The sequence below is a fragment of the Fulvivirga imtechensis AK7 genome (genome assembly GCF_000331535.1).
GTDB lineage: Bacteria > Bacteroidota > Bacteroidia > Cytophagales > Cyclobacteriaceae > Fulvivirga > Fulvivirga imtechensis.
The window spans coordinates 218,292-242,362 of the sequence record NZ_AMZN01000006.1 but is presented as its reverse complement, the minus strand read 5'-3'; the positions used below and the strand labels follow the sequence as shown (position 1 = coordinate 242,362).

The 24,071-nt window shown below is 42.8% G+C and carries 20 protein-coding genes; 10 read left to right on the top strand and 10 right to left on the bottom strand.

Annotated features, from left to right (window positions below):
* The first annotated feature begins 49 nt into the window (after positions 1-49).
* Both C900_RS02840 and C900_RS02835 read left to right on the top strand, forming a co-directional pair.
* On the top strand, positions 50-2,299 hold the full coding sequence (locus C900_RS02840) for an efflux RND transporter permease subunit (RefSeq protein ID WP_009578062.1): 2,250 nt from the start codon (positions 50-52) through the stop codon (positions 2,297-2,299).
* A gap of 75 nt (positions 2,300-2,374) precedes the next feature.
* On the top strand, positions 2,375-3,064 hold the full coding sequence (locus tag C900_RS02835; protein WP_009578061.1) for a peptidoglycan DD-metalloendopeptidase family protein: 690 nt from the start codon (positions 2,375-2,377) through the stop codon (positions 3,062-3,064).
* An 8-nt stretch (positions 3,065-3,072) separates the two neighbouring features.
* Here C900_RS02835 and C900_RS02830 read toward each other — a convergent pair whose 3' ends face one another.
* The 5 genes from C900_RS02830 to C900_RS02810 all read right to left on the bottom strand — a co-directional run bounded on the left by C900_RS02830 (position 3,073) and on the right by C900_RS02810 (position 9,912).
* A complete protein-coding gene (locus C900_RS02830; RefSeq protein WP_009578060.1) occupies positions 3,073-3,732 on the bottom strand; it encodes a YHS domain-containing protein in 660 nt (219 codons plus the stop codon).
* Between the two features lie 316 nt (positions 3,733-4,048).
* Positions 4,049-4,738 (bottom strand): ABC transporter ATP-binding protein, encoded by a 690-nt coding sequence (locus C900_RS02825; RefSeq protein ID WP_009578059.1) that lies wholly within the window; start codon positions 4,736-4,738, stop codon positions 4,049-4,051.
* Positions 4,735-5,994, bottom strand: coding sequence for an ABC transporter permease (locus C900_RS02820; RefSeq protein ID WP_009578058.1), 1,260 nt, complete (start codon positions 5,992-5,994; stop codon positions 4,735-4,737). Before C900_RS02820 ends, C900_RS02825 begins: the two co-directional genes overlap by 4 nt.
* A 4-nt stretch (positions 5,995-5,998) precedes the next feature.
* A complete protein-coding gene (locus C900_RS02815; protein WP_040495335.1) occupies positions 5,999-7,081 on the bottom strand; it encodes an efflux RND transporter periplasmic adaptor subunit in 1,083 nt (360 codons plus the stop codon).
* Between the two features lie 149 nt (positions 7,082-7,230).
* A complete protein-coding gene (locus C900_RS02810; protein ID WP_009578056.1) occupies positions 7,231-9,912 on the bottom strand; it encodes a cation-translocating P-type ATPase in 2,682 nt (893 codons plus the stop codon).
* A gap of 173 nt (positions 9,913-10,085) precedes the next feature.
* Between C900_RS02810 and C900_RS02805 the strand changes: the two genes are divergently transcribed.
* The gene (locus tag C900_RS02805) at positions 10,086-11,333 is read left to right on the top strand and encodes a peptidase U32 family protein (RefSeq protein WP_009578055.1); all 1,248 of its coding nucleotides are present in this window, start codon (positions 10,086-10,088) and stop codon (positions 11,331-11,333) included.
* On the top strand, positions 11,330-11,554 hold the full coding sequence (locus C900_RS02800) for a ferredoxin (protein WP_009578054.1): 225 nt from the start codon (positions 11,330-11,332) through the stop codon (positions 11,552-11,554). Before C900_RS02805 ends, C900_RS02800 begins: the two co-directional genes overlap by 4 nt.
* 19 nt (positions 11,555-11,573) lie before the next feature.
* Here the strand turns inward: C900_RS02800 and C900_RS02795 are convergent, their stop codons facing one another.
* From C900_RS02795 to C900_RS02785, 3 genes are all read right to left on the bottom strand, one after another.
* On the bottom strand, positions 11,574-12,440 hold the full coding sequence (locus C900_RS02795; protein ID WP_040495333.1) for a helix-turn-helix domain-containing protein: 867 nt from the start codon (positions 12,438-12,440) through the stop codon (positions 11,574-11,576).
* Between the two features lie 222 nt (positions 12,441-12,662).
* Positions 12,663-13,943: a vanadium-dependent haloperoxidase gene (locus C900_RS02790; RefSeq protein ID WP_009578052.1), complete on the bottom strand. Its 1,281-nt coding sequence runs from the start codon at positions 13,941-13,943 to the stop codon at positions 12,663-12,665.
* A 291-nt stretch (positions 13,944-14,234) separates the two neighbouring features.
* Complete coding sequence (locus C900_RS02785) at positions 14,235-15,524, bottom strand: acetyltransferase domain-containing protein (RefSeq protein WP_221408101.1); 1,290 nt, start codon at positions 15,522-15,524, stop codon at positions 14,235-14,237.
* Positions 15,525-15,812: 288 nt separating this feature from the next.
* On the opposite strand from C900_RS02785, the gene C900_RS02780 reads away from it, so the two are divergent.
* The 6 genes from C900_RS02780 (at position 15,813) to C900_RS02755 (ending at position 22,323) form a co-directional block, all read left to right on the top strand.
* Positions 15,813-16,445 (top strand): Crp/Fnr family transcriptional regulator, encoded by a 633-nt coding sequence (locus C900_RS02780; RefSeq protein ID WP_040495331.1) that lies wholly within the window; start codon positions 15,813-15,815, stop codon positions 16,443-16,445.
* A 726-nt stretch (positions 16,446-17,171) separates the two neighbouring features.
* Positions 17,172-17,747, top strand: a complete 576-nt coding sequence (locus C900_RS02775) for a YeeE/YedE family protein (RefSeq protein ID WP_009578046.1) — start codon at positions 17,172-17,174, stop codon at positions 17,745-17,747.
* A 159-nt stretch (positions 17,748-17,906) separates the two neighbouring features.
* A complete protein-coding gene (locus C900_RS02770; RefSeq protein WP_009578045.1) occupies positions 17,907-18,320 on the top strand; it encodes a DUF6691 family protein in 414 nt (137 codons plus the stop codon).
* Positions 18,321-18,324: 4 nt separating this feature from the next.
* On the top strand, positions 18,325-19,353 hold the full coding sequence (locus C900_RS02765; RefSeq protein ID WP_009578043.1) for a c-type cytochrome: 1,029 nt from the start codon (positions 18,325-18,327) through the stop codon (positions 19,351-19,353).
* 1 nt (position 19,354) lies between these two features.
* On the top strand, positions 19,355-20,698 hold the full coding sequence (locus C900_RS02760) for a hypothetical protein (RefSeq protein ID WP_009578042.1): 1,344 nt from the start codon (positions 19,355-19,357) through the stop codon (positions 20,696-20,698).
* A 215-nt stretch (positions 20,699-20,913) separates the two neighbouring features.
* On the top strand, positions 20,914-22,323 hold the full coding sequence (locus C900_RS02755; protein ID WP_009578040.1) for an MBL fold metallo-hydrolase: 1,410 nt from the start codon (positions 20,914-20,916) through the stop codon (positions 22,321-22,323).
* A gap of 1,007 nt (positions 22,324-23,330) precedes the next feature.
* Here C900_RS02755 and C900_RS02740 read toward each other — a convergent pair.
* Positions 23,331-23,642, bottom strand: a complete 312-nt coding sequence (locus C900_RS02740) for a helix-turn-helix domain-containing protein (protein ID WP_009578037.1) — start codon at positions 23,640-23,642, stop codon at positions 23,331-23,333.
* Positions 23,642-23,986, bottom strand: a complete 345-nt coding sequence (locus C900_RS02735) for a type II toxin-antitoxin system RelE/ParE family toxin (protein WP_009578035.1) — start codon at positions 23,984-23,986, stop codon at positions 23,642-23,644. The genes C900_RS02740 and C900_RS02735 overlap by 1 nt, the downstream gene beginning before the upstream one ends.
* Positions 23,987-24,071 lie beyond the last annotated feature (85 nt).

The window sequence follows — 24,071 nt, the reverse complement described above, 5'->3', positions numbered from 1 at the left end:
TAAAAGCAAATAAGGTAGGTTTGCTGCACGAATAATAAGCCACTGCCCGATGCATCGCAGACTGTCCTACATTGTTTTTGTAACGCTATTCATCATTACGATCTTTATTGGCTACTTTATAAAGGACCTGCGATTTAACTATGTATTTGAAAGCTTCTTCCCTACGGATGACCCTGAGCTGGAGTATTACCTGGAGTTTCAGAAAACATTTGAGCCAGACAACAATTATCTTTTGATAGGCTTGCAGAACTCTTCGTCTGTCTTCGACAGCGCATTTCTTGGCAAAGTCGACTCGCTGACGCGGATGCTCTCTAAATCGTCACACATCGAAACAATAGCATCGCTCACAAACTTCAAAAGACCAGTCATCGGGCCTGCCGGCTTTTATAAAATTCCGGTGATCCACCCCAGTTTACCGGAACGATATACCGCAGACAGTATTAGTATATTCAAAAATGGTCAATTGACAGGGGCGCTGATATCAAATGATGCAAGATCAACAGCGGTTATTATCCATCATCATAACCTGCAGGAAAAGTACGAGGTAGACCAATTTCTTAGCCATATCAACCATTCAATTTCACAATTTTATTTTCCTAAGGTACACCTGGCAGGCAAGGTCCACGCACAGAGGGTTTTTATAGAAACCATGCAATATGAGCTCGTATTGTTTTTATCTGCTTCCGTAGTATTGGTTATCATTTTTCTGGCCATCGCCTTCCGGTCATTGTGGGGCATCATTATACCGCTGATCGTGGTCATGCTCTCTACTTTATGGATATTGGGTATTATGGGCCTTGTAAACAAGCCTCTGGATATTCTCATGGTACTCCTGCCAACGATCATGTTTGTGGTGGGCATGTCTGATGTGGTACACATTAATACGAAATATATTGAGCAGTTGAGGCTTGGGGAAAGTAAAATAAAAGCGCTTACTACCACTGTAAAGGAAGTAGGGCTGGCCACCTTTTTAACCACGCTGACCACAGCGGTGGGTTTCGCTACGCTAATGACGGCCAGTATCCATCCCATCCGGGAGTTTGGGTTGTATACCGCCATTGGAGTTTTTATTGCATTTGTAGTTGCATTTTCGCTGTTACCAGCCTCTTTGCTGCTATTGCCTCAACCAAAAATATCCAAAAAACTAGTGCACAGATCTGCGTGGTTTGGCTTTCTTAGCCGTTCATTTATCAGAATTGCAAGAAAACGATATATCGTTATAGGGATTAGCCTGCTACTAATTGCCGTGTCGTGCTATGGGATATCAAAAGTAGCGATCAATACGTACCTCATTGAAGACCTGCCCGAAGATAACCCTCTGAAGGAAGCTTTTACTTTTTTCGATCTGGAATTTGGTGGGTCAAGACCATTTGAATTGACGGTGACCGCTCAAAACCAAAGTGCAAATGTTTTTGACAGCGCGGTATTACAGCAGATCAATATGGTTCAGAAATATATTGAAGGTGAGATCCAGGTGGGAAATGTTATATCACCTGTTACAGTTGTAAAGGGATTGAATCAGGCTGTGAATGGAGGTGCATCCGGTGCTTACCAATTGCCCTCATCCGAAAGGGATTGGAAGCAAATAAACAGGTACCTGAAAAGATTCCTGAGGGGTGGTGACCTTAAAGGCATTATCACTGAAGACGGAAAAACAGCACGAATAAGCGGCCGTGTAGGAGATATAGGCAGCGCCATCTCTCTGGAGAATACAAAAGCGCTTCAGGCATTCATTGCCAGGAATACCGACACCACAGTGGCAAAATTCAGAGTAACGGGCACCTCAAATCTAATAGACAAAAATAACGAATACCTGGCCCGGAATATGTTTGAGGGCCTGGGCATTGCTTTTCTTGTCGTTGCCGCTATTGCAGGCCTGCTTTTTAAGTCTTTGCGGATGATCCTGATCACGCTTATTCCCAATGTAATACCGTTGCTAATAGTAGCCGGTATAATGGGAATATTTGGCATTACACTCAAGCTTTCCACCTCTGTTATTTTTACCATCGCTTTTGGGATAGCTGTGGATGATACCATTCACTTCACCAGCAAACTGAAGCTGGAGTTAGCCAAGGGAAAATCACTGCTATATGCTTTAAAAAGAACCTACTTGTCTACCGGAAAGGCTATTATTGTTACAAGTATAATTTTGTCCGGTGGGTTCCTGATATTAATATTGTCTTCTTTCGGAGGCACCTTTTATACGGGACTCCTGGTCAGCCTTACACTGATATTTGCATTGATCATTGATCTTAGTTTGCTGCCCGTTTTAGTATTGCTTTTTTTCAGGCGTTATTAAATAAATCGTAAATCGTAAATTGTAAATCATTATTGGTTAGTTCGCACTAAAAGTTTAATATGATAAGAAAAAATTATGTCTAAAAGTCTCGAAGATATATTACTTCACCATCAGCAGGAGTTCATACCGGTAGTTCCCTTTGATCTCAATCGTGAGCAGACTATTATTTTTGACTTTTCTGCCAGCAACAAGGAATTAGATGATGTAGATATTGATGATGAGCAGTCCTTCAACAGCTATGTTTTTGGTAAGCTTAGGGAAAGGGGTGCCGAAGCCGGGGTTGGCGGCTACAACGAAGACAGGATCATTTACAAAAAGAGCGCTGTTTTTAACACGGAAGAGGTTCGATCCATTCATTTGGGTATCGATATCTGGGCTCAGGCAGGTACACCAGTGTATGCTCCGCTAAAAGGCACTATACACAGCTTCAAAAATAACAGTGCTTCAGGTGATTATGGTCCTACAATAATTCTAAAACACCAATTGGACGGGGTGGATTTTCATACCTTATATGGACATCTGAGCGCCCATTCTCTGGATGGACTGGAAGCCGGGCAGGAAATTAGTGCAGGACAGGAAATAGCTACCCTTGGAGCTTACCATGAAAATGTCCATTGGCCTCCTCACCTTCATTTTCAGATCATCAGGGATATGAAAGACTATTATGGAGACTATCCCGGAGTGGCCTCTGCTGCCAGGCGAGAAGAATACCTGCAACAATGTCCCGATCCAAATCTGATTTTAAATATCTATAAGTTGAAATAAGTAATGGATTAATTGGCCCTGGCCTCTCCCATGAATAACCCAGGGTTGTTCATAAACAGCTCTTTGCATTGGGGGCTACAAAAAAAATAGTCTTTGTTGCGATAAGACCAGATAAAGTCTTCGCTTTCCGGGTCTACCAACATATGGCATACCGGGTCCATATGGAAGCACAATGTAAAGTCATTAACCATTTCGAAGAGTTCCATTTCATTTAGTACATTTTTGAACCGGTGTTTACCGGCAGAGTTAAACTGACAGGGACTATTATCCGGCAGCGATAGTATGAATGATTCAGAGCATAGGACCTGACCGTGGCGCGCCATGTTCATAATCCTTGAGGCCACATTGATGGTAGATCCAAAAAGACTGCCCCCTTCATGATAAACGGCACCATAATGAAGGCCTGCATGAACAGATAGAAAATGTCGCTGCTGCATTGCACCTTTTATAAGGTTTTGGGCTGTTACTGCCAGTTCCATCGGGTGGTCAGAGGTGATCACCACCTGATCCCCAATTCGTTGAACCACATTACAATCCCGGCAAAGAGAATGATTGACCAACTCCATGTATTGACTTACGATCTTGGCAGCAGACGCACCTCCATGCACATCAGTAAGTGCCGTATAACCGGAAAGGTCCGCCATCAGAATTGCTATGTCCTTTTCCATTTATTGTTAAACAAACTGTAGTTAGTATTAATTTAACGTGAGTTCGAAATAGCAAAACCTGATTATATCAGAAAAACCGAGCAAAAAAACTCAATTTAAGTCATTCTGCCTGTCCTGAACATGGCTCGGGGAAAAATTAAGAATCTTACTCAGTTCAAGGGTGCAATTAAAAACTTAGGAAGACCCTTCTCACTAAAGCATTAAAGCTTTCGGGATAGGAAGACCGCCTATTTTCAAGCATTTTTATATCGAATTCACGTTAATTTAGCAAATTAACCAGGCAAGACAAAGACCAAATTCAGAAGAAATCCGTTCATCACCCTACGATCCTTCCATCTTCCATGATAATTATCCTATCTGTCTTTTCTGCAAAGTCATGGTCATGAGTCACCACCAGTAGAGACAGGTGTTGTTCATGGCTGAGCTGGCGGAGGATGTTAAATACATTTTCGGAATTCTTGCTATCCAGGTTACCCGTTGGCTCATCTGCCATAATTATGTCCGGTTGATTGATAAGCGCTCTGGCAATGGCAACCCGCTGCTTTTGTCCACCGGAAATTCGTGAAGCCAACTTATCCGCCTGCTCTCCAATGTCCAGAAGTCTTAATTTTTCAAGTGCATCGTGGCGAACTTCATCGGCAGATTTCCTGCCCAGCTTGAGGCCCGGCAGCATCACATTTTGCAGTACCGTAAACTCCGGCAGCAGGTAATGGAACTGGAAGATAAAGCCAATTTCCGAATTACGCACGGCCGCCAGCTCTTCACCAGACTTCCCCGTCATCTTCTCCCCTGCTATGTAGAGTTCACCGGTGTAGTCGGTATCCATGGTAGACAGCACGTAAAGCAACGTTGATTTTCCACAACCAGATTTACCCATAATGGAAACAAATTCACCTCTTTCAATACATAGAGAAATATCTTTTAGCACATGAAAGGATACCGGAATAGTAAAATATTTATTAACGTTTCGTGCTTCCAGTACTTTATTATTGGCTTCTATACTCATTGTCCTCTGATAATTTCAACCGGATCTATTTTTTTTGCTCTCTGGGCAGGCAGGTAGCCCGCCAGGAAGGTAGATGCTATGGCAAATACAATTCCTATTACATAATAAAGTGGATTAAAATTGACCGGAAAGGTACTGATAGTGGGTAAGGCTTCTGTTTCAAAAGGTGTATGGTCAATTAACACGGACACAATGTACCCGAAGAAAAGCCCTATCACACCGCCTACTACACCGATAAGCATGGCCTGACTGATGAATATCATTTTTACATCCCTTCCTGAAAAGCCTGTTGCCTTTAAAATGGCTATGTCATTCATTTTTTCATAGATCATCATGTTTAGTATATTATAGATACCAAAACCAGCCACAACCAATAGGGTTATGGATACGGCATAAGTAATGATATTCCGGATAGTCGTACCCGTTTCAAACTGGGCGTTGGCTCTATTGATATCCACGGCAGACAAATTGAATTGATCTTCTATTTCTTCAGCCATTTCCAGGGCTTTCCGCATGTCAAGCAGCTTTACATGGATATCTGTGATGTAGCTATTTCCTTCCCCTAGTATTCGCTGGGCTGTTTTCAGGTTAGTGTAGCTTTGTACGTTATCAATTTCTGCAAGCCCGCTTTGATAAAGACCTACAATTTTCAAAGGAAAGAGGTCTCCACCCGCTGTGGCTACCTGCAGCTTATCTCCTACTTCCAGCGACATCTTTTTGGCTATTCCCGCACCCAGCAAAATAGCATTATCATTCCTGGCTAGGTCTTGTGGCTCACCCTGTACTATATAATCGTCAATATTAAACAACCGTGCTTCCTCCATGATGTCCACCCCCTGTACTACACCATTGAGCTTGATTGATCCGGCCAGGTAAAATACCTGGGCTTTTACCTGAGGCGTTACACCTCTTACCCTTGTGTCTTTTTTCAGATGGCTTAAGAGAGGCAAAGCATTATGTATTTTCTCCTGGTTCTGTTTCGGCTTTACTGATCGTATAATATTGAAAGCCTCGCTAAATTCTTCTAAGAGTTCCACCGGTTGCTGCGCACTGGGTTCAATTTCATTGTAAATATGCACATGAGGCGTTCTGTCGAGTATCAGGTTATCCAATAACTGGTTGAGGCCTGTCATAAAACTAACGAGTATGATAAACGTGCCAATACCGAATGTCACCCCCAAAGCAGCAATGGATGACTGCTTCAGCCGCGAGAGCAAATGTGTTTTCGATATCGAAAGTATTACCGTCCAGTTCATATGCCTAAGGCTTATAAATGTAAGTGCCGGCTACCAGGCCAGACCGGATCTCTACTTCATCCATACTGTAAAGGCCTGTTTCTACTTCCACAACGCCCTGATCCGTTTTTACAGCATTTTCATTGATCAGATAGCTCCTGGGGATGATCAGTGCATTCTCCTTGTGTTCAACTACAATATTGGCTTCTCCCGAAAGGCCTGGATACATTGTACCAGGAGGTTTGCTAAACCTGGCTTCGGCAGTAAAAGTCTGAGTACGTTCATTCTTTTGTGGGTAAATTTTTGTGAGCTCACCTTCAAAAACACGATTTCCATAAGCATCGAGCGTAATTAATACCCGCTGCCCTAACTTAACCCTGGCAATATCCACTTCATCTATCAACATTTTTATTACAAAATCTTCCGCGCTCCCGATAGAGGCTACCGGCTCCTGTGGCCCCACCAGCTCACCGGGTTCTTTTAATACGTCATACACTTTACCTTCAATTTTACTGGTAACAGTGTAATCATCGGTAGCAATGAGAGCAGTTCTATAGGTATTTTCGGCTTGTCTAAGTTGTGTTTCGAGCTCATTTTTCGAGCGTTCATATCTATTTTCCAAGGCCAGCAGATTGCTCTGAGCCATCTCATAAGCTATTTTTCTTGCATCATACTCATTTTGTGTTCCTATATTTTTTTGCCACAGGTTCTTTTGCCGGAAAAAGTTAATGGAATCCTGCTTCAGCTTGAGCGTAGCCACTTCTATCTCCTTTTCCAGCTCCTTTAGCACTGCCGACCGGCCTTTATAGTTATTCCTGGCTAGTTCAAGGGCCAATCGGGCATTTTCCATGTTCAATTGCGGAGCATCATTGGTGATCTGCATAATACGACCTCCTCTCTGCACCGCGTCTCCCTCCTTTACATAAATCTCTGCCACAATACCACTTGCTGCGGCGTAGGCAGAATACAGACCTTCAGGCTGCAGTGTTACAGAGGCATATACGGATTCCGTAATGGAACCCACCTTAGGTTGTATCCGCTGATCATCATTATTGCATGACGCAAATGTAAACACAACGCTAATTGTCAATAGAAGCCTTTGCAACATGGTTAATTTATTTATAGTGTGAAGCTAATGCTACCGGTAATAATCGTATATAACAACGGTCATATTCAATAATGACCTTTATCAATGTCATATTGTTCATAATTCATCAGACGAAATAGGGACAGAAGGGTTCAAAACTTTTACTGAATTCATAAATACCACTTTTTGTTCACCTGCTTTTTGTTCACTTTGAAGCTGATCACTTTAAATATTTCCATGGTTGCAAGAATGATAGAAGCCGTTAAAAAAAGCTTTAACCAATCTGCCCACGACACAGGAGCCAAAGCCAGTAGCTCCTGCATAAAAGGAACATCCATTGCAATAATGTGAATTGTCTGAGCCGCAATGATCCCAAAGATGAGGACCTTATTATTTCTAAAGGGCAATTTAAAAATGGAGGTTGTTTCCGACCGGCAGTTAAGAGCGTGGAAATTCTGAAGTAAGACCATAAGCAATAGAATGATGTTACGAGCTTTTGGTTCGTCCCAGTTTAGATGGGTTAAAAGATGATACCATAACCCAAATGTCAGTAAGCTGATGACCAATGCTGATACCAGGGTTTGTCTGATCATAAGTTGATTGAAAATAGTTTCCGTGGGCTTTCTCGGAGGCTGGCGCATTACTATTTTCTCCCCGGCTTCAAAAGCCAATGCTACATCCTGAATACCATTGGTTACCAGATTGAGCCAAAGCAACTGCACGGGTAAAAAAGGTAGCGGCAGTTGAAAGGCCAGGGACATCCCTATCATAAGTATCTCCGCTGCTCCTGTGGAAACAAGCAGGTAAATGATCTTTCTCAGATTGCTATAAGTATACCTTCCTTCTTCTATACCAGCCGCTATGGAAGCAAAGTTATTGTCGCTGATAATTATCGATGCGGTGTCTTTAGCAACATCTGTTCCGTATCCCATGGCAACGCCAATATTTGCTGTTTTTAAAGCCGGGGCGTCATTAACCCCGTCTCCTGTCACAGCGATAAACTGCCCGGACTCTCGCAAAGCCTGAACAATGATCTGTTTTTGATGAGGAGAAACCCTGGAATAGATGCGTTTGTTTTCCAGGACCTTACTGAAAAGCTCACCTCCCGAGTCTACCACCTGTTGAAACTCTTCACCGGAAATCAATGAGTCACTACCATATGCTATGCCCACCTCTTTTGCAATAGCCAGTGCTGTGGCAGGGTGGTCACCGGTGATCATGGCTACCTCCACACCGGCCTGATGGCACTCTTCAACGGCAGGACGCGCTTCCGGCCGTAGCGGGTCTATCAGGGCTACAAAACCAAGAAGCTCAAAACGAGGGAGTTCATCCATCGGCTTTATTTCATCCACTTCCCCACCTCCCACTGCTATTATCCTAAACCCCTCCTCTGCATAGCGCATAGCCTCCTGCATTACCTGATCATATTTTTTTTTGTCTATTCCCTCTCTAAGTTTTTCAATTGCCCCTTTAATAGCTACCCTTAGTTTACCCTGATCTTTGTAGTAAACAAGCGAGTATTTTCTTTCAGACTCAAAAGGAACTTCCATTACCTTTTCCACTTCTTTCAGGATCTTTTCAGGTGAAGTTTTGAGTTTAAATGACAGAGCCAGCATTGCTACATCAATGGGATCTCCTCCATAATTCCAGTTGCCATTTTCGTGTTCTAACCAGCCCTCGTTGCAAATCACAATTGCCCTGGCTATGCGTGTCAGTACTTCATCTTTATGGCAGGTCACCTCTCTGTTTAGGTTATCCATTACCACACCATCCCCATTATATCCTTCGCCTGTAATCCTGAAATTTTTACCCTGCTCTGTTAGTATAGCCCGTGCCGTTTGCTGATCTACAGTTAGCGTGCCGGTTTTATCGGTAGCTATAAACGTACAACTCCCTAACCCCTCAACAGCGGTCAGCTTCCTGATGATCACACTCCTTTTCGCCATACGTGAAGCGCCTATCGAAAGCGCCACAGTCATGGCTATAGGCAGGCCTTCCGGAATGGCCGATACTGCCATAGCAACAATAAAGAAGAAGATCTCTCTGACCGGGAAGCCTCCATAATATGCTACCACACCTAGTATCAGGCACGCAGATAGGATGAAAAGACTTATCCGCTTTGTAAAGATCTCCATACGCTTAACCAGCGGCGCTTTTCCGGTAGACAGTTGTTCGAGAGAAGAGGCGATCTTGCCAATTTCAGTTGAACTACCGGTGGATACGATCAGGCCTGTTCCACGTCCGGTAGTAATTGTGGTTCCTGCAAACAACATGTTCATTTGCTCTGACACCGGAGCTCTTCCCTGCACAACAGCCTCGGCATCTTTGCTAACTGCCATCGACTCTCCTGTTAGGATGGCTTCTTCTGCGGTAAGGTTATTCTCCTTTACAATGCGAATATCTGCAGGCACTTTGTCACCCGATTCCAGCATCACAATATCACCCGGCACTAAAGCCTCACTGTCCAGTAGCGATACTTTTCCATCACGTTTTACTTTCGTTTTAAGCCTTATCATCTCCTGCAATGCAGAAGCCTTCGATTCAGCTTTCCATTCCTGAAAAGTGCCTATAACAGCGTTGATAACCAGTACTAAAAGTATAAAGCCGGCATCTGAATATTCTTCGAGCACAACAGATACCACTGCTGCCATTAACAGCACGTATATCAGAGGACTCAGAAACTGATGCAATATGATCTCGAAAAGAGTAAGTCTGTGTTTGGCTGGCAGCACATTTCTACCGTAGGCGCTTTGTCTAATGTGTGCCTCATCAGTGGAAAGTCCGGAAACAGAAGAGTTGAGTTGCTTCAAAGCCTCATTAGCGGGCAATGTATGCCATAACTTTTCCTCCATATCTCTTAAAATCTAAAGCTCGCTTCAACTGTCGCTCCTTTCTATAACCGCCTCTGTTCCATTCTGAAATTCAAAATCAAAACTAACGGACAATAAAAGGAGGAAATATGACTTTTGTCATAGTTAAAGTATGATAGATTTCAGAAAATTGCGACCAAAAACTACCAGATCAAATGTCGAATCATTGGAATAATGTAGAGGTAATGGCACCGGCCGGATCGTTTGAATCGCTCAGTGCCGCACTAAAGGCCGGTGCGGATGCTATTTACTTTGGCGTGGAGCAGTTGAACATGAGAGCACGCTCCTCCAATAACTTTACATTGGAAGATATAGAAGAAGTAAGCAAGCTTTGTAGAGATCGTAATGTCAGGTCGTATCTTACCCTTAACACCGTTATTTATGATCATGATCTGAACCTGGTGCGTTCTATCGCTACAGCGGCTAAGATAGCGGGCATTTCGGCTATTATTGCCTCAGACCATGCAGTCATGGCTTATGCTAAAAAAATAGGAATGCCGGTCCATATATCCACGCAGGCCAATATCTGCAATATAGAAACAGTAGAATTCTATGTGGAGTATGCCGATGTAATGGTGCTGGCCAGGGAGCTTACTCTCAGCCAGACTGCTACGATTATTCGTGAAATTGAACGAAGACAGATCACCGGGCCGTCCGGAAAACTAGTGGAGATCGAGATATTTGCTCATGGCGCTTTATGTATGGCTGTTTCGGGGAAATGCTACCTTAGTCTGCACTCTCACTATGCATCTGCCAACAGAGGAGCTTGCATTCAAAACTGCAGGAGAGAGTATATTGTCACTGATAAAGAGGAAGGCATTGAGCTGGAGATCGACAATGAATATATCATGAGTGCGAAAGATCTCTGCACTATCAACTTTTTAGACCAGGTGATCAATAGTGGTGTAAAGGTATTGAAAATCGAAGGCCGAGGACGTGCAGCAGACTATGTATATACTACTACTCGTTGCTACAAAGAAGCAGTAGCCGCCATCAACAGTAGCACCTACACGCAGGAGAGGATTGAAGCATGGAAAAATCAACTGGCAACAGTTTTTAACCGTGGTTTTTGGGATGGTTACTACCTGGGGAAAAAGATGGGAGAATGGAGCGATAGCTATGGTTCAAAAGCCACAGAAAGAAAGGTGTTTTTAGGAACGAGTGTAAAGTATTTCAGCAAGTTGGGTGTTGGTGAATTTCAAATTGAAACACAATCTCTGAAAAAGGGAAATAAAATATTAATAACAGGGCCAAAAACCGGCATAGTCCAGGCCACCGTTACAGAACTACGTGTAGAAGACCAGCCTGTGGAAACAGTTTCGAAAGGAATACCATTCTCCATGCCATTACCCGAGGCAGTAAGACCTAACGATAAACTGTACAAAATCGTAAGCAATTCATGATCAGGATCATCCAGTATCGCGACAAGTGCATTGGCTGCAATGCCTGTGTAGAGGCTGCTCCCGATCGCTGGCGTATATCCCGCCAGGACGGAAAAAGTATACTTGTTGGCGGAAAGCAGAAAAAGAACACCTATTCCGTCTTAGTCAGTGATATTGAGTTGCCGGAAAATCTGAGAGCCGCCACGCATTGCCCTGTGAATATAATAAAGGTAAATGAATAGCGGCCACAGGAATCTGGCGTTATGCACAATTCTGCTGTCTAAACTGCAAAGGAGGAAGCCCGAATTGTTTGCGAAAGCACCTGATGAAGTGAGAGGTGGTTTCAAAGCCGGTATGAAAGGCGATGTCATTGATATTTTCATCTGTACTTAACAACCTCATTTTGGCCATTTTCAACCTGTTTTCCCTTAACCACCTTCCCGGAGCCATGCCGAATATCTCTTGAAAATCCCTCTTAAACGAAGACAGACTTCTGCTGCAGAGCCTTGCATACTCTTCAAGGGTCAGGTTGGCCATGAGGTTATCCTGCATCACCTTCCTCAGGTTTACTTTGTCCTCCTTTAAAGTAGACATAAAGTACGCAGCCAGCTTAGGATTTGCGCTTGATGTAAGGATCTGAAGGATCAATTCCTTAAACTTCAGCTTAAGTAAAAGATTTGATGGGTCTTTCAACTGTAAAAGGTTCATCATTGACGAATCAAAAAAAGTTTTGAGGTTATCATCGATATTCATCTTCAACATCTGAAAATCAAGCAACGAGCTATTAAACATCTTCAAGTGTTCCTGATATTCCAGCACCGTATCACGAATAAATTCTTCAGGGAAAAAGAATAACAATGCACAAAATTCCTCTTCATAGAAACTCCTCACATGGTAGCCTCCCTTTTTGCAAAAAATGGCTTCTCCTTTGTTTACTGTAATATCTCCGTCAGTATTTATCCATTGCTTATTACCCGAAGTAATATACACGATATGTGCGTGATGAGACCAGACATCATGAATCAAAGAACTATTGTCAAGGCATCTGAATTCGACCAACAATGCACCCTCACATTCTAATTGGCGGTACTGCTTCCGTTCTCTGCTAATTTCATATAGATTTTCCATTGCTGTTACTTGAGTTTTAAAAATTTGACCAATTCTTCCTGTAAAAACGTGTAAATGCCGCAGAAGGAGGCAAATTAAGGTAGACATGTGGTGTACAACCTTATGATGCCAGGTGATCAATCCATTTAATTTTCGCTAACGGGTATTGGTAAACTATCGAACTTAAAGCATAAAAAGGGATACATGAATGCACCCCTTTTTCAAAACGTATTTGAAGACAGTTTATCTCAGTGGCCTTAATTTATTAGCAATCACCCAGGCTCCGACTTCATTACCCATTTGCTGACCTGCCTTGCAAGCAGACCTAAAATGTATGCCGGCCGTTACACGTGACTCCGCGTTTTCATTGGCTGCATGATGAAAGTTTTTAAAAGTACGGACTATTTCTGCCGGTACTGCTGTACTTGTCCTCATGCTGAAAGGCACATCATTACCCACGACATAGGTTAAAACCGTTGCCGCTGCATTAGCAAGGGCGCTATGGGTAGAAGGATAGTCAGGCACCGGAGGCGTTGGTTCTGCTGGCTCCCAGTTGTTATCGGTAATTGTCTGATCATTGCCATCATCTTCTGCACGAATAGCTGTCAATGGTCTCCAGAAATTATAGTGATACTTTGAATCCCATCCTGCAATATACGCATCAGCCATGGCAATATCGAGCAAGGCAAACAAGCGTGCCGTTGTGTGTAAATCCAGTTTTTTATCTTCAGAGACTATTCTAGCCACCCTGTTCCAACCCATTTCTGACAGTTCGTACCAATATTTCGCAATCAAAGCCTGTTCATCAGTGCGATCCAGTCCATTTAGCCGGCCTATTTTCTTAACCTCTTCAAAATCATTGGCATATTGCTTAGAATTTAATGCGGGAAAAGGCTTACTCCTAAACTGTTGGGGACTCTCAAGACTAAAGGGCTTCATAGTTTTCCAGAATTCGGCATATGCAAAATTGTATGGTGGAAGGACCTGGTAGACCCCGGCTCCCGCTGGTGCATCTACCATTCCTACCGGATCTGCAAAAGCACCATCGTTAGCGCGTGTGGCAATAACTGCTGCCGCTACCGCTTTTCCCAATGCAATACCTGCATCCTTTTTTGCACCGTCTTTCACATCATCCAGATACAAAGCAAGCTTTTCATGTAGAACCGCCTCCCGCTCAGGAAAATGAACCAGCAAAACGGCATGAGCCGCTGCCGCTACCGCAGCAATCGCGTCTACACTTTTATCGCTTCCCTTGTAAGCATATTTCTCGTATTTAGGTAATACGGCATTAAGCGCATCATGCATGGCGATATGCATCATCGCGTTTATACGGGAGTTCACCAGTGGAAGCTGGTACCCTTCTCCACCCATACTCTCTAAAGCTATGAGGTTCCAGTCCAAAATTATTTTACCGGAATAAGCCGGCCTGCCATCCCCATCATTTATTTCTTCCGATGAATAGCAGGAAGAAAAGGTGCTTAAACTCATCAGGCAAATAGCCATTATTAAAACATAATTTTTCATTTGTTTGACTTATTTTTAAGTGATTAAATGTTACGATGCAAAGCTAGAGGTGCCTCAGAGGGTTCTGATTGCATAAAAGTCCAAAGAGTTGACAACGGAGTTCATGACGAAAATTTTGGAGACCGCATAGCCAGAATGGAGTTGCTATTTAAAAGAAAAAAAAGAAACGTCATTGCGATCTCCTCAGCTTTTGGGAGAAGCAATCCCGTTCCGAATGGGTTGTAACCGGGACGGGATTGCTTCACTACGTTCGCCTGACACATTAACTGAGGACCCTTTCTATTAGGCAGTCTACAGGTAGCTCAACCACCATTTATCCCTGTTTTGGTTTTTGTAGTCATGGTACCAACGGCATAGAGGATAAAGCATGATCACCACCATAACCCACACGAAATAAACAAAGGGCAGGCTAAAGCCATAATCGTGTAGCTGCGGTTCAGTGTTGATCCACATGGTATCGACCACCATATCCGACCATGTGTACCCCATAACTACGGCTGCAATAACCGCCAGAAAGTGGATCAGGTAGAGGTGTAGCAGATAATAAAAGAGGGGCACCCTGCCAACTACAACAAGCTTTTTTGCCCACCATCCATCCGCTTTTTCAAAAAGGGTCAGCAGGATCAATGAAGGTCCTATAGTCATACATAAATACAATAATGAGGGAGGATATTTGGTGGTATTCAGAAAAGAAAGTATAGTAAACCAGGTACTCTCCTGCTCAGACCATGGCACAGGTTCACCGTACGTGTTCGTTAACCTTAACAATACAAAAAAAATTGTGATTGTTATTCCCAGTTTCATGATAATATTTCTTCTCACATCATCACCAAAATCTTGTTTGTACAACATCCCGAAATAGTAACCCAAGACCATCAGTCCTATCCATGGAAGCACCGGGTAACCAACAATAACAGTGGTATCCCCTATAACTATAGAAGAAAATGAGATGTGCATTATCTTCCAGAGAGGTTCGGGCAAAAAAGGAGGAATAACACCATCTAACAGGTTGTGACCACATACAATGACCAGCCCCGATATCAGCATCAGGTATTTTGGCAGGTGAATGAATGCTGCCAGGGCGATCATACTTATACCCAAAATCCATATTACCAGCAGAAGAGTTATTTCATAATCCAATTTGAACATCCAGGCCAATTTCACCAGGGTAAATTCCAGCACGATCAGCCACAGCCCCCTCTTGATCAGCCATATCGACAACGCTTTCCTGCTCTTCACCTTCTGCCCCGAAAGGAAGGCCGATGTTCCTGCAAGGAAAACGAACACAGGCGCACAGAAATGGGTGATCCACCTGGTAAAAAACAGAGCTACAGACGTCTGGGAAAGGTCGGCAGGGTCATAATGAAATGCATCATAATGAAAGTAATAACGCACATGATCCAGGGCCATGATGATCATAATTAGCCCACGAAGCAGGTCAATAGATGAAATGCGTGACTTGCTTATGCTACCCGCTTCATATCTGTCAGACCTTGTATCAACGATTGGCATCTTCACCTCTCCCTGATATTCAAGTACATGCTTTTGCATCGTCATGTAAGGGTTATCTGTTGCTCTCATTTCGTATATCCGGCAAATTGCCAATCAAGCTTTGATAATAACCTGACAGCATGTGAAAGAAAGGATCGTGACCGGCTATTAACCGTCTTTTGTTCCGTTTTTAAACCTGAAGTTTTCATTGTTAAAGTATTAAATTGGAAATTACAGGTTACAAAAGTAGGGGGCGCTGTATGGCGGGAGTTGATGTGGAAGTTCAAAGAATTGGCCAAACAGGTCAGCAACTATTTGCCGGGGAGCTTCCTTGAATAACGACAAACATTTATATTAGTGCCTCTTGAATACCGCATCATGGAAAAGGAAAAGCTTACCGAATTATTAGAAGCACAGGGATTTGAAAAAGGATTGATTGACGAGATCATCACAACTGGTCGTCTGAAGAAGATCTCTAAAGGTTCAAATGTGATCACACCCGGTATGAATGCCAAAGAAATACCACTGGTACTCGAAGGCACGCTAAAGGTGATGCGTCAGGATAAGGATGGAAGTGAGATATTTCTCTACTACCTGGAAGGCGGTGAGGCTTGCGCTATGTCTATTACCTGCTGCCTGGAAAACAAAAAGAGTGAGTTCAGCGCTGTCGCTGAAGAAGATACGCTCCTATGGATGATCCCAATGACACTTATGGATAAGTGGGTAGAAAAATATCCTGCATTCAGACGGTTTATATTTAAGTCCTACCAAAAACGTTTTGATGAACTGCTTCTTGCCATAGACAGTATGGCCTTTATGAAACTAGACCAAAGGTTATACAAATACCTGCTTGACAAAAAACAGGCATCCGGCTCATTTGAGATTAACAAAACCCACGAACAGATCGCCAGAGAGCTGAACACCTCCCGCGTAGTGATCTCACGCCTGCTGAAGCAACTGGAAAACGAAGGTAAGATAGAGCAGCACAGGAATAAAATTGAGATATTGTAGGCTCCTAAATGCCGGGCTGCCGGAAGTGTTTCAGTAATTGGTGAGTTGGTGCCCAGGTATAGTAAAGTATTCTAATGCTAAAAAATCCAAAACCAGCCTGTCCCCGGACACCGTTCCCGGGGCCCCGCAGAACAGAACTAATGCCCTGAGTTAACCTTTCTTCATAACTTATGAAGCACCTTAGAAATTTGGATTTTTTCTGCGCCATTCCAGTGGTTGAGTTTGTAGGACTACTTCTCAAGAAGTGCTTTTCAGAAGGGTCCCGGAACAGGGTCCGGGAACTGGTACGAGGGGGGATTGGTGTTATTTTTACAGTTTTGACATAACCTTTATGACCAATTTTTTCTGTTAAAAAAATCCTTAACTACTAGTCCCCGGACACCGTTCCGGGGCCCCGCAGAACAGAACTAATGCTCTGAGCCAACCTTCTTCATAACTTATGAAGCACCTCAGAAATGGGATTTTTTCTGCGCCATTCCAGTGGTTAAGTTTGTAGGACTACTTCTCAAGAAGTGCTTTTCAGAAGGGTCCCGGAACTGGGTCCGGGAACTGGTACGAAACCTAAAAATCCTTATCTTTCCTAAATTAAATAATAATGGAGATCACTGGAAAAACAAACTGTGAACGGTGAACGGTGAACAGTAACTGATCTGTAACAATTGTTACACTCCTACCCTTTTTCAGGCTATACTTTTGCATATAATTTCAAAACGAAAAGAGAAAAAAATGAATGAGTTTATAAATTTTATTAGTCAGCCATGGCCATGGTATGTAGCAGGTCCTGTGATTGCCCTGGTAATGTTTTCTTTGTTGTTGTTGGGCAATAGCTTTGGTATTTCGGCTAATTTAAGAACGATGTGTTCGATTTTTGGGGCTGGAAAAACCTGTGAATTCTTCGACTTCAACTGGAGGAGCCAGATCTGGAACCTGATATTTGCCGGTGGACTGATCATCGGGGGCTTAATTGCACATGTTTACCTCACTCCCTCACAGGAAGTGCATATCTCGCAGGCAACTATTAATGACTTGCATGCCCTGGGTGTTGAAGATCCGGGAAGCTCGCTGGTGCCGGAAAGTATCTTTAACTGGGAATCGTTGTTTTCGGTAAGGGGCTTTATTATGCTGGTGGTAGGGGGCTTCTTAATTGGGTTTGGAACCCGCTACGCAGGAGGCTGTACTTCCGGCCATGCCATCAGCGGATTGAGTGACCTGCAGTTACCCTCACTGATAGCGGTAGTTGGCTTCTTTATCGGTGGCCTGTTAATGACACACCTGGTGCTGCCACACCTGCTCACGCTTTAAATCATTAGTACAAACGTTTAAAATCATTGAATTGATATGAAATGAGCATGAACTTTATCCTAAATTATACCAATGTGGGATGAATAAAGTTTATCGCGAATTCCATCCCGAAATAAGTTCGGGACAAGTTGTGACCTTTGAAATCAAATTTATACACAAATGAAAATATTAAGATATTTAATTATAGGGATAATCTTTGGTATTACCTTGGCTAAGGCTGAGATCATCTCCTGGTACAGGATCTATGAAATGTTTAAGTTCCAGTCTTTCCATATGTATGGAGTAATAGGATCAGCCATTGTTTTGGGAATCATTTTTATACAAATAATAAAACGTAAAAAGATGAAATCCATTGATGGCAAACCTATTGAGATCTACCCTAAACAACACAGTGTATCTCGATACCTTATTGGTGGTATTATCTTCGGCTTGGGTTGGGCTATGACAGGCGCATGCCCCGGTCCGATGTTCATCCTTTTGGGCAATGGCGTTGGAGTCATTTTAGTGGTGATTGCAGCGGCTCTATTAGGAACTTACACTTATGGATTATTGAGAAATAAATTGCCTCACTAAGATCATGGAGATCTTTAAAATTTTAGGACTACTATCAAAAATGACCATCCTGCTGATGGTCATGATAGTGGCCGTATTTGGAATAATAGTAGCATACCGGATCAACCCCTCCTTCTTTACTGCCAAGAAGGAGGTTGCCGGCACCTGGGCACCAAAAAACATTGAAACCGACCTGCCATTAGGCAAAGAAGGCCAACTCATCAAATATGGTTACCTGCTGGTCACCGAATCGCCCAAGTACATCGGACCAATGGTTAAAGACCATGAGATGATCTATGCCGGCAATAATCTGGCATGCAAAAACTGTCACCTGCAGAACGGCACACAGGCAGGCTCCGGTTCATGGGTGGGTGTTACCAATCGGTACCCGCAATTCCGCGCACGTGAAAATGAAATAGGGACTATCGAAGACCGTATCAATGGGTGCATGGAAAGAAGTATGAACGGAAGAAAGCTACCCGGTGACTCGAAACAAATGAAAGCTATTGTGGCCTACATGGAGTGGCTCAGTGAAGATGTACCTCAAGACAGGCAAGCTGAGTTTGCTGGCTTTCCATCTATTAAAATACCGGAAGTAGCTGCTGACCCTGTTTTTGGAAAGCAAGTGTATGTGCTGGAATGTCAGGTGTGCCATGGAGAAGACGGCCAGGGCATAAAACTGGCAGATACCACAAAAGGATACCAGTACCCGCCTCTATGGGGCACAGACACTTATAATCATGGAGCGGGAATGAATCGTCTGCTTACGGCAGCGGAGTTCATTAAAGGAAATATGCCGTTCGGTCAGGCCACATGGGATAACCCAAAGCTTACAGATGAGGAAGCTTATCATGTAGCTGCTTACATCAATAGTTTTGAAAGGCCCTTAAAAGAAAATACGGAGGCCGACTTCCCTGACATCAGGTTGAAACCGGTTTCCACACCATATGGCCCATGGGCCGACACATTCCCTGCTGAACAGCATAAATACGGGCCGTTTCAACCCATTATGACATTCTACCAAGAAAAATACGGCATCACAAAAACGAAATAAGTTGAGAATTTTCATAGCAAGCCTGTTAATACTTTCATCTTTACAACTGGTCAGTGGACAAGAAAGCAGTGCGCCACCCCAAAAAAAAGGTGAAATCTCCGGCCAATGGCGGACTTTCTTTCTGGGCACATATAATAAAGGCGATCTGAAAGATTTCTATGCATTGGCCACGGGAGGAAAAGTTGGGTATACTCACTCTTTTAATAACCATTGGCAGGTTGGTGGAGTGCTCTACACATCGATCAATACAGGCATACAAGATCTCAGCCAACCTGACCCCGTTACCGGAAAAGTAAGCCGCTACGAAGCAGGATTATTTGATGTCGAGGATCTTAGTGACAAGTTGATTGTTATTCCCGGTGAATTATTTCTAAAATATGCACACCTGAAGCATGAGGTAACGCTTGGGAGAATGAAAATTGTAACTCCAATGATCAACCCACAGGATGGCAGGATGATCCCCACCCTGGAGCAAGGGCTGTGGTATTCGTTTGCACCCAACAAATACAAAGTTCAACTAGGTGTATTTAATGCTATCGCCCCAAGGTCAACTGGTGAGTTCTTTGATATCGGAACAAGTATCGGTAAGTATCCTGTAGGACGAAATCCGGATGGAAAAGAAAGCCGGTATGCAGGAAATACAATTTCTGATTTCATTGCTATGGCAAATATGAATGCCAGCCCGGATAAAAATATTGACGTTGAGTTATCTAATTATTATGTGGATGGCATTTTTAACACTATTTATGTACGCCCAACCATCAAACTAGGTCAAAAGGACACACAATTGTCGATGGAATATGTCCGACAGGATCGCCTGGGAGATGGAGGCAATAGCCGCGACTCTCTGAGATATTTCACCGATAAAAATGCGAATGTATTGGGAGCACAAATGACCTTTAGATGGAACGCGGCAAAAATCACAATCGGGTATGACCATATTCTGCCGGGCGGAAGGTTTTTATTTCCCAGAGAATGGGGGCGCGAGCTATTATTCAGCTTTCAAAAAAGAGAGCGCAGCGAAGGCTCCGCGGACAATCATGCTCTGGTTTTGACCTATGACCAGACTTTTACTATAAATAACGACAAACTTCGAACGGTTTTTAGCGCAGGCCATCATTGGAAACCACCCGTAACTGACCCTGCTGACAATAAATATGCACAGCCCGGATATACGCATCTCAACTTTGATATTTTCTATACTTCTGAGAAACTGAAGCACCTGCAGCCGGAGCTATTGCTGGTCTACAAGATCGGTCAGGGAGATTTCCCCGAGAATCCCAACTTCATCCTGAATAAGGTAGATATGTTCCAGGTTAACTTTGTGGTAAACTACAATTTTTAAACCTCAGTTATGGTATATCTCTCCGAGATCTCTGTTCCCCTCCGTGCCCTCTGTTAATAATTACCCGGCATAGAGTGCTGTGAAATTACCCGTAAACCCTGACAAACATTACCTCCAAAGCTGACGAAGATCATATTTGCTCTGTAACATAAGTAACAATTTTACATCCGTGCAACAGCGATTTTTACAGTATTGTAAAACAAAAGAAAATCGTTATGAAAATAGAACAAATCTATACCGGATGTTTGGCAGAGGCCGCCTACTACATAGAGTCAAATGGTGAAGCAGCTATTATTGATCCGTTGAGAGAGGTGAAACCTTATATAGAAAAGGCAGAAGAAAATGGCGCTAAGATCAAATATGTATTGGAAACGCACTTTCATGCTGACTTCGTTTCCGGCCACATCGATCTGGCTAAGAAAACCGGAGGCGTCATCGTGTACGGACCTACCGCACAACCCGGATATGATGCACATATAGCAACAGATGGTGAGATACTCCCACTGGGCAACATCAAAATTAAAGTGCTACATACTCCCGGACATACCATGGAATCGAGCACTTACCTGCTCATTGATGAAGAAGGTGACGAAAAGGCGATTTTCACCGGAGATACCCTGTTTATCGGAGATGTGGGACGTCCCGACCTGGCAGTGAAAACTGATTTGACCAGGGAAGATCTGGCCGGACATCTTTTTGAATCACTGCGCAAAAAGATCATGCCCCTGTCTGACGATATCATCGTATATCCCGGCCATGGAGCAGGCTCCGCGTGTGGTAAGAATATGAGTGCAGAAACAACAGATACACTGGGCAACCAAAAGCAATTTAACTACGCCCTTCGCCCTGATATGACGAAGGAGGAATTTATAAAAGAAGTAACTACCGGCCTGGTAGAGCCCCCTCAGTACTTCCCTAAAAATGCTGTGATGAACAAAATGGGGTATGAGAGTATCGATGAGGTACTGGAAAGAGGGATCATACCATTGGATGTAGAGCAGTTTGAAAGTACTGTTGAAGTGCAAGATGCGATGATCCTGGATACACGATCAAAAGAAGATTTTGTGAAGGGCTTTGTACCTGGCTCGGTCTGGATCGGTATCGAAGATAAATTTGCTCCCTGGGTAGGTGCGTTGATCACTGACCTGAAGCAACCGATCGTTTTTATTGCCGACAAAGGCAGAGAAGAAGAGGTGGTCACCCGACTGTCACGAGTCGGTTATGACAACACTTTGGGATACCTCGAAGGTGGTGTCGAAGCGTGGGAGAAAGCCGGTAAGCCAGTGGATAAAATTGATGAGATCGGCCCGCACGATTTTACTAACTTGTATGACACCGAAAAGCTGAACGTACTTGACGTAAGAAAGCAAAGCGAGTACGAATCTCAGCATATCGAGGGAGCCATCAATTTCCCGCTGGACTTCATCAATAGAAATATGTCAAAGATCAACAGAGATACGCATTACTTCCTGCACTGCCAGGGAGGCTATCGTTCTGTAATCGCCTCTTCAATACTAAAAGCAAGAGGATTTAAAAATATCACCAACATCAGGGGTGGCTTTAATGAGATCAAAAAATCATGCATTAAAGTGACCGAATACCACACTCCGGAAACGATGTTGTAAGATTAAGTATGTATGGTTTAGGTTGTGTCAAAAGCCTTGGTCCAAACGGGATCAAGGCTTTTTTGTGGGTTGGGGGTTTGTTGGTGAGAGTATCAACAATCGAATATTGTTGTATGGTATTCTGTTTGTTTTAATCTATGCTTTGGTCCTCTTCGCGAACCGAAGTCCATTTAGCATTACATTTTCCACATTTATAATCTACTAGAATTCTATGGTGTCCAGGTTTCGCAAAGAGAGAACCATGATCAACTCTTTTTATTCGAGTAGTAGAAAATATATTTCCACATTTTGGACATTTCCTGAGAGTTAAAAAGTCAATATTATCCAATATGATTACAATCACGAAAATTAATATGGCTATTCCCCAAGTCACTATGCCTTATTTTAAATTATCAATTTGATCCATAGTACTACTCAATTTCTGTTTCCAACTTCAACAACACCTACAACCCAAGTTATCGGCAAGCCGGACTTTTCAAATTTTATAAAAGGATCTCACCACACCAGCCTTTGCAAATGACTCAGTCTGCTTAGGATGATAGCGTCTGTTGTAGAGCGCTCATTCTGCCATTATTTTATTCCATGAGGATATTGCTCCTATTACTATTGCGAAGAAGATTGGAAGTATAAGTAGTTTGTTATACATAGCATCTGAAATGACCATTTTAATGATAAATATTGTTGCTAAAATGGTAAAAGCTATGGTAAACATGATCCAAATCTTTAACATTATTGAACCGGGAATTCGAATCTTTGAGTTCTGTGTTAGGATAAGGCTGTATACGCCAAAAGGCATTCTGCTTAAAAGTTGAAAGATCAGATGGAATCCAATGTTAAGCACAATAGCTGCCCAAATTCGTTCGGTAAGTTCATAAGACTTAGACGGAATAAGGATAAAGATTAATCCAAACCCGATGGGGATTAAGCTGGCTATCTTATAAGCTACTTGAATTTTGGTATCACGCAATTGCAAATTGATATTTCAGTTTAGTTTTTATTCCCCACATTTAAGCAATGTTCACTTCGTTGTTCAGGAGTTCAACCTTGAAGTTTACTTTGGCTTTTAGAGCTTCGAATACTTTCATAATTGTTTCGATGGTCACGTTTTTGGCGTTGTTCTCAAGTTTGGATATTTGAGACTTCCGAACGCCAATTAACTCCCCAAGTTGTTCCTGTGTAAGATGACGTTCCTTACGGGCAGTCTTGATCATTGCACCGATTAGTTCAAGTTTCAGTTCAAATTCAAACTGGTCTCTTCTAGGTGTTCCAATCTTGCCGATTAGTAAATCCTGTGCTTCTTCTAAACTGTATGTTTTCATCATCCTTTCTTTTTCCGTTCAAAATATTCAATCCTGATTTGTTCGGCTTTTTCTATTTCCTGAGGACTTATTTTGTCCGTTTTCTTGACAAATCCATGTGTGCCACAAACCAGCGTCATTTCATTACTTTCCTTGTCCCAAAAGGCAAGAATTCTATATTGGAGCCCTGCATATTTGGTTCTGAATTCCCAAATATTTTGATTTAGCTTTTTAAAAAGTTTCGGGTCATTTAGAACCTGTGCCTTTCGAATATTGTAGAATATCTTATCCTGAACCTTATCATTTTGGCCTTTAATAAATTCGAAAGCTTCTTCTAATAACTTAATCTCAAACTTTTTCTCCACTAAATCAACATTAAATAATACAAGACAAAGCTAGAAAAAGTTTCAATAAAAGGAAACTTTAAGAATGAAAAGTATTGTCGGCAAT